The organism is Polaromonas sp. P1_E3 (assembly GCF_056405935.1).
Genome location: NZ_JBFUBD010000067.1, coordinates 1 through 14,618, shown reverse-complemented (window position 1 = coordinate 14,618; position 14,618 = coordinate 1). Strand labels below are relative to the sequence as shown.

The following is a 14,618-nucleotide window of genomic DNA, read 5'->3' as shown; positions in this document are numbered from 1 at the left end:
GTGGTGGCTTTTGCCTATACCAAGGAAATTCACATGGCCGGCCCGGCTTACCTGCTGCTCAAGTACAACGGCCGTGTCAAGTAAGTGCGAGCGAGTGCTGTTTCAAGTCCCGGTCTGCTGGCACTGCAAAAGCGCCTTCAGCATGATTTTTCCGATCCAAAACTGCTCCAGCAAGCGCTGACGCACCGCAGTTTTTCAGCGGACCATAACGAGCGCGTCGAGTTTCTGGGGGACTCTGTCCTCAATCTCGCTGTCGCCGGGCTGCTCTATGAGCAGCTGAGCTCCTTACCCGAGGGCGACCTTTCTCGCGTGCGTGCCAATCTGGTCAAACAGGACACCCTGCACAAGCTTGCCGTGGTGCTTGGCTTGCCTGATCTGGTGCGGCTGGGCGAAGGCGAAGCAAAATCCGGTGGGCAAAAACGGCCTTCCATCCTCGCCGATGCACTGGAAGCCGTCATCGGTGCTGTTTACCTGGACGCAGGCTTTGAGGCTGCCAACCTGCTGGTGCGCCGTCTCTTCAAGGATGTCGAAATCAATCCCCAGATGCAGGCGATCGGTAAAGACCCGAAAACCGAATTGCAGGAGTGGTTGCAGGGGCGCAAAATGAACCTGCCTATTTACCGTGTGGTGGGCACCATGGGGGCAGCCCACAAGCAGACCTTCGATGTGGAATGCGAGATTCCCGAGTATGGCCGGGCCGAGCGCGGGATCGGTGGTTCCCGCCGGGCCGGAGAGCAGGCAGCGGCGGCGGCCATGCTCATGTTTGTCAAGACACTGGATTCCTGACTCCCCGCCTGTAGCCGCCCGAGGCTGCAGTCAACACACCAAAATTATGAGTACAGGTAAAAGAGAACCGAAGAAACCGGTGACTGCTGCGGCAGCTGCCCCTTCAGCCGTGCCGAAAAAGCGCCAGGTCAAAACGCCGGAAACGGTCCAACCACCCGATGCGCTGGAAGCCATGCTGGCGCAGGCCTTGTCCTCGCGCGGCGCGGCCGTGCCTTCCGCCGCCACCACACTGCCCGTTGGTGAGCAGCGCTGCGGCCTGATCGCCATCGTGGGCAAACCCAATGTGGGCAAGTCCACCTTGCTCAATGCCCTGGTCGGGCAAAAAATCAGCATCACCTCGCGCAAGGCCCAGACCACGCGCCACCGCATCACCGGCATGCGTACGGTGAAGGCGACGCAGTATGTCTTTGTCGATACGCCGGGCTTTCAGACCCGCCACGGCAACGCCCTGAACCGTTCGCTGAACCGCACCGTGGTGGGGGCCGTCAACGACGTGGACCTCATCGTCTTTGTGGTCGAAGCCGGCCAGTTCAATCAGGCCGACGCCAAAGTGCTGGCATTGCTGCCCGAAAACACCCCCGCGATTTTGCTGGCCAACAAATTTGACCTGATTCACCGGCGCGCCGAGATCGCCCCATGGCTCAAGGAAATGCAGGACCGGCATAATTTTGCCGAGTTCGTGCCCATGTCCGCCAACAACGCCAAGGACATTGAGCGGCTGTTCGGCATCTGCGAAAAATACCTGCCGGTACAGCCCTGGATGTACGGGGCAGACGAGTTAACCGACCGCAGCGACCGCTTCATGGCGGCGGAAATCATCCGTGAAAAGCTGTTTCGCCTGACAGGCGATGAGTTGCCCTACACCTCGACCGTCATCATTGACCAGTATGAGGAAGAGGGTAGTTTGCGGAAGATTGCCGCCACCATTGTGGTGGAGCGCGACGGCCACAAGGGCATGATCATTGGCGAGAAGGGCGAAAAGCTCAAACGCATCGGCACCGAAGCCCGGCATGAGCTTGAAACCCTCACCGGTGGCAAGGTGTTCCTGGAGATATGGGTGAAGGTCCGCTCAGGTTGGGCCGACGACGAGGCCCGGGTCAAGACATTTGGGTATGAATGAGGCCCCCACGGTCGCTCACTTCGTGTAGCTCCCTGCCCCCCGAGGGGGCCGCCCGCCTGCGGCCTGGCAAAGCCAGTTCCGCGGCTCAGGCTGGAAGGGGAGGTTTCCTTGACCTCATCGCCGATCTCTTGCCTGATTTTTGAACCATGGCCACGAAACGCATTGGTGATGAGCCGGCCTACGTCCTGCACCGCTACGACTGGAGTGAATCCAGCCTGATTCTGGAGGTGTTCACCCGCAAGTACGGTCGGGTGGCGCTGGTGGCGCGGGGGGCAAAAAAACCCAGTTCCAGTTTCCGGCCCATTTTGTTGCCGCTGCAGCCATTGCACATCGCCTTCGGCGGCGATGCCGAAATCCGTACCCTGAAAAGCGCCGAATGGCAGGGCGGCCATGTGATGCCGACAGGCGACGCCCTGCTGTCGGGCTATTACCTGAATGAACTGTTGATGCGGCTAATGGCACGCGACGACCCGCATCCCGTGCTGTTTGACGCCTATGCGGCGACGGTGCAGCTGATTGCCGCACAAAGCGCCGACACCCTGCAGCTGGCCTTGCGCGCCTTTGAGCTGCGCCTGCTGCGCGACATCGGCTTGCTGCCGCTGCTGGACGCTGAAACCGCCACACTGGCGCCGCTGGACCCCGACGCCCGCTACGTGCTGGTGCCCGAAGCGGGCTTGCGCCAGGCGCATGATGACGACCGCGTCAGCCTGCCCGGCGCGCAATGGCAGGCGCTGCAGCAGGCACTGGGCGACGAGGCGCTGTTCTCCGACACGGTGCGGGCCTGTATCCCCGGCTTCAACGAGCTCAAAACCCAGCTGCGCGGCCTGCTGCACTACCATTGCGGCGTGAAGGTCCTGAAGACCCGGCAAATGATGATGGACCTGCAAGCTTTCTAACGAGCCACCGCCATGAAACTCCTTTCGCCCGCACCCGTCATTTCCCATACCCATGACAAGACTGCCCTGTCGGTCAACGTCAACAAGGTCGCCTTGCTGCGCAACTCCCGGCACCTGGACATCCCCAGCGTGCGCCGCGCTGCCGAGCTGTGCCTGGAGGCCGGCGCCCAGGGCATTACGGTGCACCCGCGGCCCGACGAGCGGCACATCCGCCGTGACGACGTCTTTGAACTTGCCGCGCTGATGAAGGACTGGCCCGACCGTGAATTCAACATCGAAGGCAACCCTTTCCAGAACCTGCTGGGCTTTGTGCATGACCTCGCCGCCCGCGGCCTGCCGCTGCACCAGTGCACCTTTGTGCCCGACAGTGAAGACCAGTTCACGAGCGACCACGGCTGGAATTTCCCCGAGGACGCGGAGCGCCTCCAACCCTTGATCGAGCAGGTGCATGACCGCCGTGTGCGCGTCAGCCTTTTCATGGACCCGGTGCCCGAAGCCATGGCAGCGGCCAAAGCCGTGGGCGCCGATCGCGTGGAGTTTTATACCGAGACCTACGCGCGCGCCTGGGCCACCCCTGAAAAAGCCGAAGTCCTGGCCCGGTTTACGCGTGCGGGCCAGGCCGCCGCGGCAGCCGGCCTGGGCATCAACGCCGGCCACGACCTGAACCGCGACAACCTGACGGAGTTTGTGCGAGAAGTTCCCAATGTGCTGGAGGTGTCGATAGGCCACGCCTTCGTCGCCGATGCCCTCGAACTTGGGTATGCCGCCACCACCCGGCGCTACCTCCACTGCATCACCCAGGCGTTTGCCCCGGCATGATTGGAGCCCCCACGGTCGCCCACTGCGTGTGGCTCCCGAGGCCTTGCAGGCCGCGGCTCGCGAGAGGCTTCGCCTCTGTCGCCCGTCCAAGCCTGCGCAGGCAGGCTTGGAGCCGCGGGCTCCAGCCCCTCGGGGGCCGCCCGCCTGTGGCCCGGCAAAGCCGGTTCCACGGCTCGAGCTGGCTTTTCTTTGGGGTACTTTGCGGTAGCGACTGCGGGGGCGCTAAATGATCTATGGGATAGGGACTGACATCTGCGACGTGCGCCGCATCCGCGCCAGCCTTGAGCGGCATGGCGAACGGTTTGCCCGCAGGATCCTGAGCGACGGCGAGCTCGCCACCTGGAAACACCGCAGCGCCCGCTGGCCCGACCGTGGCGTCAGCTACCTTGCCACCCGGTTTTCGGCCAAAGAAGCCTTCAGCAAGGCGATCGGTACCGGCATGCGCATGCCCATGACCTGGCGCAACTGCGAAATCGCCAAGGCGCCCAGTGGCAAGCCAGAGATCGTGCTGCACGGCACACTCAAGGCCTGGTTTGAAGCCCGCCAGCTCATTGCCCACGTGTCCGTTACCGACGAAACCGATTACGCCGCCAGCTTTGTGGTTGTAGAGAAAAACAGCCTCTAGCGCCCGTCAGCCGTGCGCCACCAGCTATCAATTTAATAGTATTCAATCCCTGATTTCAACATGACCCAGCACGCCCCCCTCATCATCGACATCGCCGGCCTCACACTGACCAAGGCCGACCGCCGCCGCCTCAAGCACCCGCTGACCGGCGGCATCATCCTGTTTGGCCGCAACTGGCAGGACCGCCGGCAACTGAGCGCCCTCTGTGCCGAAATCAAGAGCCTCCGGCAGGATTTGCTGATCTGCGTGGACCACGAAGGCGGCCGTGTGCAACGCTTTCGGACGGACGGGTTTACGCACCTGCCGCCCATGCGCGCATTGGGCTCGCTGTGGATGAAGGACCAGCTTGCCGCCACCAATGCTGCCACCGCCTGCGGCTATGTGCTGGGCGCCGAGCTTCGCGCCTGCGGCGTTGATTTCAGCTTTACACCGGTGCTGGACCTTGACTGGGGTGAAAGCGGTGTCATCGGCGACCGGGCCTTTGGCCGTGACCCGCGCGTGGTCACGCTGCTGGCCAAAAGCCTGATGCACGGCCTGCTGCAGGCGGGTGTGGCCAATTGCGGCAAGCACTTCCCCGGCCATGGTTTCGTCAAGGCCGACTCCCACACCGACATTCCGGTCGACAGGCGCAGCCTGAAGGCCATCCTGGCCGACGACGCCGCCCCTTATGAATGGTTGAATACCACGCTCACCAGCGTGATGCCTGCCCATGTGATCTACCCCAAGGTGGACGCAAGGCCTGCTGGTTTCTCGGAAAAATGGCTGACCTACATCCTGCGCGGCCAGCTGGGTTTTGGCGGCGCGATTTTCAGCGATGACCTGAGCATGGCCGGCGCCCGCCTGATTGACGGCAAGGAAGTCAGCTACACCGAGGCCGCCGTCACGGCGCTCAACGCCGGCTGCGACATGGTCCTGCTGTGCAACCAGTCGGTGGGGGAGGGCAAACCTGTGGACGAGCTGCTGGACGGCATGGCCGAGGCGTTGCTCAAAGGCCAATGGGAAGCGCTGGAGTCCAGCGAGCTGCGCCGGCTGGACCTGTTGCCCGCAACGCCTGCCCACGAATGGGATGAATTGATGCTGCACCCGGCCTACATGCACGCGATGGGACTGATTCCCTGAGGCGCGTTTAATGCCTGGGATGCTATCAAATAAATAGCTGGTGGCGCACGACCGTATTGGTCTGCAGGCTTTTTTGTTTTAAATTTGACCTGGTTGGAACTGCCGCGGACGGCTGGGACGGCGCAGTGCGATCAGGCTGAAGGCCATTCCAGCCGGCCCGCCGCATCCATATGCGTCAGGTACACCCGCAGGTCAAATTCATACTGGTGGTAGCGCGGCTCCATGTGCGTGCACAGCTGATAAAAAGCCTTGTCATGCGCTTTTTCCTTGATGTGGGCGAGCTCGTGCACCGCAATCATCCGTAAAAATTCTTCGGGCACTTCCCTGAACAGCGTGGCCACCCGGATTTCACGCTTGGCCTTGAGCTTGCTGCCTTGGACCCTGGAAATGGTCGTGTGTGTCCCCAGGGCGTGTGCAATCACGTGCAGTTTGCTGTCAAACGCGACCTTGGACAGTGGCTCGGAACTGCGTAAAAACTCGTTTTTGAGCCCCATCACATAGTCGTACAGGGCCTTGTCCGTCCGTACGCCATGGGCGAGAGGGTATTTGGCAAGCAGTACTTCGCCCAGACGGCCCTGCGCCAGCAGTTGCTGCACTTGTGCGGTGAGGTTTTCCGGGTAACCGGTGAGGTATTTCAATGGCACCCCCGTCCAGGCTCACTGCGTGTAGCCTGTTCCCCCCTCAAGGGGGCGGCGCCTGCGGTCTGGCAGAGCCAGTCCCGCGGCCCCGGCTGGTGTGGAATCGGGGATGGCGAAGTGCGCGATCGTGGGCTAAACCTCACGTCGCAGCGCGGGGAAAAGGATCACGTCGCGGATGCTGGGGCTGTCCGTCAGCAGCATCATCAGCCGGTCTATGCCGACGCCGCAGCCGCCGGTCGGCGGCATGCCATATTCCAGCGCGCGGATGAAGTCGTGGTCATAAAACATGGCTTCGTCATCCCCGCCGTCCTTTGCTGCCACCTGGGCGTTAAAGCGGGCGGCCTGCTCTTCGGCATCATTGAGCTCGCTGAAACCGTTGCCGAATTCGCGCCCGGTGATGTAGAGCTCAAAGCGCTCGGTCACTTCAGGGCGCGCATCATTGGCGCGGGCCAGTGGAGAGATTTCCGTCGGGTGCTCCATGATGAAGGTCGGTTGCCAGAGTTGTTCCTCGACCGTCTCTTCGAAGTAAAGCACCTGCAGGCTGGCCAGCGAACGCGTCGAGAGGCGGTCCTTCTCTTCGTTCATGCCTAGTTTTTTGAGGGTATTGATCAGCCAGGCAGCGTCGTCAACATGTTTACCGGCCTCGGTGTGTTTTAGGATGGCTTCACGGATGGTCAGGCGCTCGAAAGGAAGGCTCAGGTCAATCGGCCCGCCAGACCTTCCGGTGCCATAAGTCAGTTGGAGCGTGCCGCAGACCTTCTGGGCCACGTCGCGGATGAGCATCTCGGTAAACGTCATCAAGTCGTTGTAGTCCCAATAGGCCGCATAGAACTCCATCATGGTGAATTCGGGGTTGTGCCGTACCGAGATACCCTCGTTGCGGTAGCTGCGGTTGATCTCGAAGACACGGTCAAAACCGCCGACGATCAGGCGCTTGAGGTAAAGCTCTGGCGCGATGCGCAGAAACATCTCCTGGTCCAGCGCGTTGTGGTGCGTCTTGAAAGGCTTGGCATTGGCGCCGCCGGGGATGGGGTGCAGCATCGGCGTCTCGACCTCGAGGAAGTCATGGCTGACCATGAATTCGCGGATCGAACTGACGGCCTTGCTGCGAGCGGTGAAGCGCTTGCGGGCCTGTTCGTCGGTGATCAGGTCGACATAACGCTGGCGGTATTTTTGCTCCTGGTCGGCCATGCCGTAAAAATCGCCAGGTAGAGGGCGCAGGCTCTTGGTGAGCAGGCGCACGCTGGTGGCGTGAATGGACAGCTCGCCGGTTTTGGTCTTGAATACCTTGCCTTCTGCCGCGACGATGTCGCCCAGGTCCCAGTGCTTGAAGGCGGCATAGGTCTCTTCACCGATTTCGTCGCGCGTGAGGAAAATCTGGATGCGGCCGGTGCTGTCCTGCAGGGTGGCAAAGCTCGCCTTGCCCATGACACGCTTGAGCATCATGCGGCCCGAGATTTTCGCGGGAACCGCCTCGGCCGCCAGCGTCTCGCCATCCTTGCCGCCGTGCGCGGCGTGCAGCTTGCCCGCATGGTCGGACGGCTTGAAGTCGTTCGGGAACGCAATCCCCTGGCTCCGGATGGCCTTGAGCTTTTCGCGGCGTTCAGCAATCAGCTTGTTTTCGTCTTGGGCAGGGGGAAGGGTGTTGTTATCGGACATGGTCGGAAGGTGTGAAAACGATCGGGGCGCCGCCAGCAGGCAGGTCTGTAGCTGTTGCGAAGAAAGCGCCAAACCGTTGATTTTAGTTTTTTAAGTGACCGGTTTCCCCATTCAGGGCTGGCCACCCCCATTTAAGCCTTGATAATCCCGCCATGTACCTGCGCGCCGGCGTTTTTTCCCTGGGTTTACTGATGGCCAGCCGTCTGCTCGGCCTCCTGCGGGAATCGGCCCAGGCCGCTGCTTTTGGGGCTACGGGGCTTGGCGACACGGTGGTCGTGATGTTCACCCTGCCGGACCTGCTGGTCGGCATACTGTTCAGCGGCGCATTGGCTTATGTGCTGTTGCCGCAATGGGGAGGCCAGACCCCGGTACAGCAGGACGCCAGCCAGAAAAAAATCGCTCGGGCGCTGCTCGGCATCGGGCTTGCCCTGGCTTTGCTGATCTGGTTGTTGCGGGATGCTCTGTCCCAGGCACTTGCACCCGGCCTGCGTGGTGATATGGCCTTGCTGGGTAGCGACTCACTCGGCTGGAGCGCCGCCGTGCTGCCGCTGGCCATGCTGGCCGCGCTCTGGGTCACCCGGCTGCAGCATGAGCGCGATTTCGTGGGCATGTACAGCGCCAATCTGGTAGTCAACCTGCTGCTGGTTTGTGCGCTCGTTCTGGCTGCAAATCGCAGCGCCGACCGGGCCGTCCTCATCCTGGGCTGCTTTCTCATGCTGGCCATGGTTGCGCGCCTGGCCTGGCTGGCCTGGCGGCTCCCGCAGCCGGTGCGTCCCGATCCAGCGGTACCCGCAGACAGGCCGGCTTTGCCCGCGGCGGGTATATGGATCTGGGCCGGGCTGTCATCGGGCCTGCTGTTATTGTTGCCCCTGATGGGGCGTAGCCTGGCGTCCCAGGCCGGTGAGGGCGCCCTTGCCAATTTCAATTACGCCTGGAAACTGGTGGAACTGCCGCTGGTGCTGGCGGTGCAGCTTGTAGCCAGCCTGGCTTTCCCGGCGATTACCCGAACCCGGGCACGGTCCGCGGAACGTGACCGGGCCCTGCAGATCGCCTTTCTCCTGGCCTGGACCCTGGCTTGCTGCGCAATTGCTGTTGTTGGCAGTTTTTCGCTGCCGCTTGCGCAACTGTTGTTTGGATGGGGTCGCATGGACGCCGGGCATCTGGACCTTATTGCGCGATGGGGCGCCATCGGGATCTGGTCGCTGTTGCCGCAGGCATTGATCGCCGTGCTGCTGACAGTCATGGCTGCGTCAGGGCACATGCAACGCGCTGTGTGGGCCTATCTGGCGGGCCTGGCTGTGTTCGCCGCCGCAGCGTGGGCCGGGCTGTCCGGAGGCGCGCCTGTGATGACGGCGCTTACTGCCGTGCTGGCCGGCGTGGCGTTGGCCATGGTATTTGCCGAGCGAGAGCAGCTTCGCCGCGCGCTGCCGTGGCGCGCCATGCTTGCCCCGTTGGCGGCCTGCCTTCTTCTGGTTCTGGTCAGCCGCCGGTTTGATCGCTGGGGGCTGTTGCCCAGCGCGCTCGCGGCAGGCCTTTTTGCGGTATTGGTGTTAGCCACCGCGCTACTTGCCAGCCCTCTGCTCCGCGGTGTCCTCGGCCGCCAGCCACCGGCCGCGCCGCAGGCCGGCGGGCAATAATGGGCTAACTCCTCTCTCGTCCCATGATTGAACTACTGACTATCACCAATCAGCCAGAGCTTGCGCAGCGTTGTGACCGGATGCCGGCCATGCGGCTGTTTGTCGATCTTGAGCGCAATGGCAAGGCCGAACGGCAGGCCGGACGCAACACTTTCATCAGTACACACCAGATTGACGATGTGGGCCGTGTCAAGGCAGTTTTGCGCCACTCGCGTCTCATGGTCCGCGTCAATCCTTACCAGCTCGATCAACCAGCGGTAGCGCGTGCGGAAGTGGATGCCGTGCTTGCGCAGGGGGCAGACCTGCTGATGCTCCCGATGTTTTCAACCGCGCAGGAGTTGCGCAGCTTCTGCGAAATCGTGGATGGCCGTGTACCGGTAGTGCCGTTGCTGGAAACCGTAGGTGCCCTTGAAACGCTTGAACAATGGCTGGATACGCCGGGGCTTGGAGAAATTTATGTCGGCCTGAACGACCTGCACCTGGCGATGGGTTGCCGCTTCATGTTTGAGCCTTTGGCCCTGGGCCATGTTGACCGGGTCGCCGCGGCAGTGGGACGGCGGCAAGGCCTGCCGCTGGGCTTCGGAGGTATTGCCCGCGTAGGCGAGGGGTCGCTTCCCGGTCGGGACGTCCTGGGTGAGCATCTGCGCCTGGGTTCGCAGGCGGTCATTCTTTCGAGAACCTTCAACCGGCCCGGCGGAGAACAGCCGTTTGAGGCGGCGGTGGAGGCGCTTCGCGAGGCCGAGTCCACGCTTGCGCTGCGCAGCGCCGCACAAATCGAAGCCGACCGTGTCCGTGTGGCCGCGTTGATCAACCAGCTCGCACAAGCGGACCGGTCCGCATGAAACGCCTGATGGACATGGCGCTGTCGTTAACGGCGCTGCTGCTGCTGTCGCCTTTGCTGCTGTTGGCAGCTGTGGCAATCAAGCTCGATAGTGGCTGGCCGGTGTTTTTCCGGCAGACGCGGATCGGAAAAAATGGCCGGGAATTTGAAATGTACAAATTCCGCAGCATGGTCAGGAATGCACCAGGACTTGGGCCGCACTTTACCGCGAATAATGATCCGCGCATTACACGGGCGGGTCGCTTGATCCGGCGCACCAGCATTGACGAGCTCCCTCAACTGGTCAATGTGCTGCGTGGCGACATGAGCCTGGTCGGGCCGAGGCCGCATGTGCCTGCTGAACGCTCCCTGTATACAGCCGCCGAATGGGAAAGCCGCTGCAGCGTGTTGCCCGGAATTACCGGGCTGGCGCAGATCAGCGGGCGTTCGGACATCTCGTTTGAGCAACAGCGCGCCCTTGACCTGCAATATGTCCAGGAAAATTCATGCTGGCTCGATATCCGGATTCTCTGGGGAACGGTACGCCAGCTCGGCGGTAAACATGCCAATTGAGAGGACATGGCGGCTGTCCGCTTCAACAGGGCCGGACCCTATAATCCCGCTATCGCAGCCGACTCCCCAAAGCAGCGCTCTGGCCGCTGAAACAACGTGAATCAAAGACAAGCTGAATCTCACATGGAGCAAAAGCCGCTAGGCTACAACGTTCACACGGGCTCCGACCGGCAGTCGATGCTCGAGACGATGGGACTTTTTTCGGTGGAACAGCTGTTTGCGGACGTGCCGCAGCAGGTCCGCCTCCGGCGCGAGCTTGACATCCCTCCGGCGCTCAGCGAGTGGGAACTGATGCGTGATGTCATGGCGATGGCCGGGATGAACCAGACGGTGCTCACGCATTCAAATTTTCTCGGCAGCGGCGCTTACGAGCATTACATTCCGGCGGTCGTCGACGCGATCGTCTCACGGGGTGAGTTCCTCACCGCCTATACGCCGTATCAACCCGAAATGAGCCAAGGCCTGCTGCAGGCCCTGTTTGAATTTCAGGTTCTCGCCGGCCGCTTGCTGGGCCAGGAGTCGGTCAATTGCTCGGTGTATGACGGCGCGACGGCGCTAGCCGAAGCTTGCTGGATGATGTGTTCGTCCAGTGGCAAGCGCCGCATTGTGGTTACCCAGGCCCTTTGGACCGAATACCACGAAGTGCTGGTGACTTATCTGGAGCCGCGCGGCGTGCGGCTCGACAGCTTCGGGCATGACGCGGCCACCGGCCAGATCGACCCGGCGGCCCTGGCCGCAATGCTGGGGTCCGGCGACATTGCCGGAGTCGTGGTGCAAAGTCCCAATGCCCTTGGCGTTGTCGAAGACGTTGCAGCGCTTTCGCCGATTTGCAAAAAGGGGCAGGCACTGCTTGCTGTGTGTGTCAATCCGCTGCTTTGTGGCTGGATCGAAGCACCTGGCAGGCTCGGGGCGGACATCGTTGTCTGCGAAGGTCAACCGCTTGGTCTGCCACTCAGCGCGGGCGGACCGTATGTCGGCATCATTGCCTGCAGCAAACCACTGGAACGCTACCTGCCGGGCCGGCTGGTGGGCCGAGTGCACGACCTCAACGGCAAACTGGGTTATGCGCTGGTCAAGGAAGACCGTGAGCAGCACGTGGCGCGGGACAAGGCTACCAGCCACATTTGCTCCAACCAGGCGCTCAATGCGATTCGTGTTGCGGTTTACCTGGCCTGCCTGGGTGACGCCAATTTCTTGCGGATCGCCGAGGCGAACGCGGCCAATGCGGCTTTGCTGCACGAGCTGCTGGTTGCGCTGCCGGGTGTCGAGCCGCTGCGCAGCGGCGCTTTTTTCAACGAATTTTCGATCGAGTTGCCTGTTGCTGCCACCGTCTTTTGCGCGCGTATGCACAAGCACGGATTTTTTGCGGGTGTTCCCGTCGCGGCCGGACTGGCAGGGCACGCGCGGGGGCTGTTGGTTGCGGTGACCGAGACCAAATCCCGCGCTGACATCGAAGCCTACGCTGCGCAGGCGCGGGCTTGCCTGCAGGAGTGCTGAGATGGCTGCTACTTCCGCTTCCCAGACGATCATCGAACTGCACCGCCCAGGCGCGGCCAGCGATGTTTTTGCCGGACGCCTGCCCGGTAAGGCACCGACGGTCCCTGCCTTTGCACGAGCCCGTACGACCATTGGGCTTCCCGAGGTCAGCGAGGTCGACGTCGTCAGGCATTTCACGCGCCTGAGCCAGGAGTCGCATGGTGTGGACAATGGGCCCTATCCGTTGGGGTCGTGCACCATGAAATACAACCCGAAGCGCAATGACGAGCTCGCACGCCTTCCGGGGTTTGCCAATGTCCACCCGATGCAGGATCCGGCCAGTCTGGGCGGCGTCTGGGAAATGTACGAGCGGTTGCAGTCCATGATTTGCGAGATTACGGGCATGGATGCCTGCTGCCTGGCACCTGCGGCGGGTGCCCATGGCGAGCTTGCAGGCTTGCTGGTGATTCGCGCACATTTCGCGCAGCTCAATAAGCGGCGCCCGGTGGTGCTGGTGCCTGACTCGGCGCACGGCACCAATCCCGCGTCGGCTGCAATGGCGGGTTTTGACTGCCGTATCGTGCCATCGGACCTCAAGGGCCGGGTTGACCTTTCTGCGCTGCGGCAGATGCTGACCCCCGATGTGGCGGCTTTCATGCTGACCAATCCTTCAACCCTTGGGCTGTTTGAAGATCAGATTGTCGAGATTGCCGACGCGGTTCACGGCAATGGTTCACTGCTCTATTACGACGGAGCTAATCTCAACGCGTTGATGGGCATCGTGCGCCCCGGCGACATGGGCTTTGACGTGGTTCATGTCAATGTGCACAAGACCTTTTCGACACCGCATGGCGGCGGCGGCCCCGGGGCTGGTCCGGTTGCGGTCAAGGCCGCACTGGCTGCCTATCTGCCGAGTCCGGTGGCAGTCCGAAGGAGCGGCGTGGCGCAGCGCGATGATGAGCGGCCGTTGTCGATTGGCCGTATGAAAAGTTTCCACGGCCATGTCGGCGTATTGCTGCGTGCCTATGGCTACCTTCGCACCATGGGCGGAGCCGGCTTGCGCCAGGCGTCCGAAAATGCGGTGCTGAATGCCAACTACCTGCAGCACCGGCTAGCGCCCATGTTGCCGCCGGTTTACGACCAATTCTGCAAACATGAGACCCTGCTGTCGGGGGAAAAACTCAACACTTCGGCACGCCAGTTCGCCAAGCGTCTGATTGACTATGGCATTCACCCGCCAACACTGGTCGGCGCGGGCTGCGTTTATTTCCCGGGTGACCTCAAGTCGGCGATGCTGATTGAGCCGACTGAAACCGAAACCAAGGCCAGCCTGGACTACCAGGTGGACATTTTCCGGCGGGTCTTTGATGAGGATGCGACCGACGAAGCACTCGTCGAAAGTGCGCCGCTGAGCCGAAAAATTGCACGAATTGATTTGAAGACTTAAGGATTTGCCATGTGTGGAATAGCTGGCGTGGTCAACGCTGCGGGTACGAGCAAAGACGATGTGTGGAAAATGATCGACTGCATCAAGTATCGCGGCGTCGACGAGCAGGGAGTCGAGGATCTTGGGAGAGCGGTACTCGGCCACGCGCGGCTTGCGGTGGTTGACCCGGAAAACGGCATGCAGCCCATGTCCAGTACCGACGGTAAGGTCTGGGTTGTTTTTAATGGCGAGATTTTCAATTTCATCGAGTTGCGTGAACAGCTTAAAGCCAAAGGCTACAAGTTCAAGTCGCGTTGCGACACCGAGGTGCTGGTGCACCTCTGGTGCGAAAAAGGCGAAAAGATGCTCGACGATCTGGTCGGGATGTTTGCTTTTTTCATCTGGGACCAACGCACGGAAACTGGCATGCTCGCGCGGGACCGCCAGGGCATCAAGCCGTGCTTTTACGCACCCTATCAGGGCGGCCTGGCTTTCGCCAGCGAGATAAAAGCCATCCTCGCGCTGCCGAAATTTGAACGCAAGGTTAACGAAACCGCGCTCGGCAATGTCTTTACTTTTAACTATTGCCCGCCGCCGGAGACGTGCTTTGAAGGCGTTCGCCACCTGCCGCCCGGCACCTTCATGCGTTATGGCGAGGGCAAATTTTCGGAACCTGTCCGCTACTGGAGCTGSCCGCTTGATGGCCCTCGCGTTGATGCTTCCCAGGAACAACTGGAGCAGGCGCTCAATGAGGCAATCAAGCTGCAAATGCGATTTGACGTCGACGGCGGCCTCTTTCTTTCTGGCGGCGTTGATTCGTCCGTGATCGCCAATCGGCTGGTGCCGCAGTGGAATCGGCCGCAGCTCGACGCGATCGGCTTGCGCATCGAGGACAAGGGGTTTTCGGAGTATTCCTATGCGGAACGTGTGGCTTCAGAACTCGACATCAATCTGAAGCCACTCGACATCACGCCTGGCGATATTCCCGAGATTGCACAAACCGTGGTGCGTCATGCGGAACAGC

The 14,618-nt window shown here is 61.6% G+C and carries 14 protein-coding genes; 12 read left to right on the top strand and 2 right to left on the bottom strand.

The genetic code is table 11. From position 1 onward, the window contains the following. Positions 1-84: 84 nt before the first annotated feature. The 6 genes from rnc to nagZ all read left to right on the top strand — a co-directional run bounded on the left by rnc (position 85) and on the right by nagZ (position 5,365). The gene (gene rnc / locus AC1D0Z_RS10375; RefSeq protein WP_477658164.1) at positions 85-786 is read left to right on the top strand and encodes a ribonuclease III; all 702 of its coding nucleotides are present in this window, start codon (positions 85-87) and stop codon (positions 784-786) included. Between the two features lie 172 nt (positions 787-958). Beyond that, positions 959-1,906: a GTPase Era gene (gene era, locus AC1D0Z_RS10370; protein ID WP_477658165.1), complete on the top strand. Its 948-nt coding sequence runs from the start codon at positions 959-961 to the stop codon at positions 1,904-1,906. A gap of 146 nt (positions 1,907-2,052) precedes the next feature. Next, positions 2,053-2,802: a DNA repair protein RecO gene (gene recO / locus AC1D0Z_RS10365; RefSeq protein ID WP_477658163.1), complete on the top strand. Its 750-nt coding sequence runs from the start codon at positions 2,053-2,055 to the stop codon at positions 2,800-2,802. 12 nt (positions 2,803-2,814) lie between these two features. Further along, entirely contained in the window at positions 2,815-3,621 is an 807-nt protein-coding gene (locus AC1D0Z_RS10360; protein WP_477658162.1) for a pyridoxine 5'-phosphate synthase, read from the top strand. 226 nt (positions 3,622-3,847) lie between these two features. Beyond that, positions 3,848-4,246, top strand: a complete 399-nt coding sequence (acpS, locus tag AC1D0Z_RS10355; RefSeq protein ID WP_477658161.1) for a holo-ACP synthase — start codon at positions 3,848-3,850, stop codon at positions 4,244-4,246. Between the two features lie 60 nt (positions 4,247-4,306). Next, positions 4,307-5,365, top strand: a complete 1,059-nt coding sequence (gene nagZ / locus AC1D0Z_RS10350) for a beta-N-acetylhexosaminidase (RefSeq protein WP_477658160.1) — start codon at positions 4,307-4,309, stop codon at positions 5,363-5,365. A gap of 131 nt (positions 5,366-5,496) precedes the next feature. Here nagZ and AC1D0Z_RS10345 read toward each other — a convergent pair whose 3' ends face one another. After that, positions 5,497-6,003: a YgjP-like metallopeptidase domain-containing protein gene (locus AC1D0Z_RS10345; protein ID WP_477658159.1), complete on the bottom strand. Its 507-nt coding sequence runs from the start codon at positions 6,001-6,003 to the stop codon at positions 5,497-5,499. Between the two features lie 132 nt (positions 6,004-6,135). Next, positions 6,136-7,662, bottom strand: coding sequence for a lysine--tRNA ligase (gene lysS / locus AC1D0Z_RS10340; RefSeq protein ID WP_477658158.1), 1,527 nt, complete (start codon positions 7,660-7,662; stop codon positions 6,136-6,138). A gap of 152 nt (positions 7,663-7,814) precedes the next feature. Here lysS and AC1D0Z_RS10335 point away from each other — a divergent pair, with 152 nt between their 5' ends. The 6 genes from AC1D0Z_RS10335 to asnB all read left to right on the top strand — a co-directional run. Further along, positions 7,815-9,299 carry a lipid II flippase MurJ gene (locus tag AC1D0Z_RS10335; RefSeq protein ID WP_477658157.1) on the top strand — a complete coding sequence of 495 codons (1,485 nt, stop codon included), beginning with the start codon at positions 7,815-7,817 and terminating at the stop codon, positions 9,297-9,299. Between the two features lie 23 nt (positions 9,300-9,322). After that, entirely contained in the window at positions 9,323-10,141 is an 819-nt protein-coding gene (locus AC1D0Z_RS10330) for an aldolase/citrate lyase family protein (RefSeq protein WP_477658156.1), read from the top strand. Then, positions 10,138-10,692: a sugar transferase gene (locus tag AC1D0Z_RS10325; protein WP_477658155.1), complete on the top strand. Its 555-nt coding sequence runs from the start codon at positions 10,138-10,140 to the stop codon at positions 10,690-10,692. Before AC1D0Z_RS10330 ends, AC1D0Z_RS10325 begins: the two co-directional genes overlap by 4 nt. A 96-nt stretch (positions 10,693-10,788) precedes the next feature. Beyond that, positions 10,789-12,189, top strand: coding sequence for an aminomethyl-transferring glycine dehydrogenase subunit GcvPA (gene gcvPA / locus AC1D0Z_RS10320; RefSeq protein WP_477658154.1), 1,401 nt, complete (start codon positions 10,789-10,791; stop codon positions 12,187-12,189). A 1-nt stretch (position 12,190) separates the two neighbouring features. Then, the gene (gcvPB, locus tag AC1D0Z_RS10315) at positions 12,191-13,615 is read left to right on the top strand and encodes an aminomethyl-transferring glycine dehydrogenase subunit GcvPB (RefSeq protein ID WP_477658153.1); all 1,425 of its coding nucleotides are present in this window, start codon (positions 12,191-12,193) and stop codon (positions 13,613-13,615) included. Between the two features lie 27 nt (positions 13,616-13,642). Continuing rightward, the coding region (asnB, locus tag AC1D0Z_RS10310; protein WP_477658152.1) for an asparagine synthase (glutamine-hydrolyzing) at positions 13,643-14,618 on the top strand (976 nt) is incomplete at its 3' end.

Bases quoted from the DNA above. Each gene is read 5' to 3' on its own strand.
- era (WP_477658165.1), top strand. From the start codon at position 959: ATGCTGGCGCAGGCCTTGTCCTCGCGCGGCGCGGCCGTGCCTTCCGCC.
- recO (WP_477658163.1), top strand. From the start codon at position 2,053: ATGGCCACGAAACGCATTGGTGATGAGCCGGCCTACGTCCTGCACCGC.
- AC1D0Z_RS10360 (WP_477658162.1), top strand. From the start codon at position 2,815: ATGAAACTCCTTTCGCCCGCACCCGTCATTTCCCATACCCATGACAAG.
- acpS (WP_477658161.1), top strand. From the start codon at position 3,848: ATGATCTATGGGATAGGGACTGACATCTGCGACGTGCGCCGCATCCGC.
- nagZ (WP_477658160.1), top strand. From the start codon at position 4,307: ATGACCCAGCACGCCCCCCTCATCATCGACATCGCCGGCCTCACACTG.
- lysS (WP_477658158.1), bottom strand. From the start codon at position 7,662: ATGTCCGATAACAACACCCTTCCCCCTGCCCAAGACGAAAACAAGCTG.
- AC1D0Z_RS10335 (WP_477658157.1), top strand. From the start codon at position 7,815: ATGTACCTGCGCGCCGGCGTTTTTTCCCTGGGTTTACTGATGGCCAGC.
- AC1D0Z_RS10330 (WP_477658156.1), top strand. From the start codon at position 9,323: ATGATTGAACTACTGACTATCACCAATCAGCCAGAGCTTGCGCAGCGT.
- AC1D0Z_RS10325 (WP_477658155.1), top strand. From the start codon at position 10,138: ATGAAACGCCTGATGGACATGGCGCTGTCGTTAACGGCGCTGCTGCTG.
- gcvPB (WP_477658153.1), top strand. From the start codon at position 12,191: ATGGCTGCTACTTCCGCTTCCCAGACGATCATCGAACTGCACCGCCCA.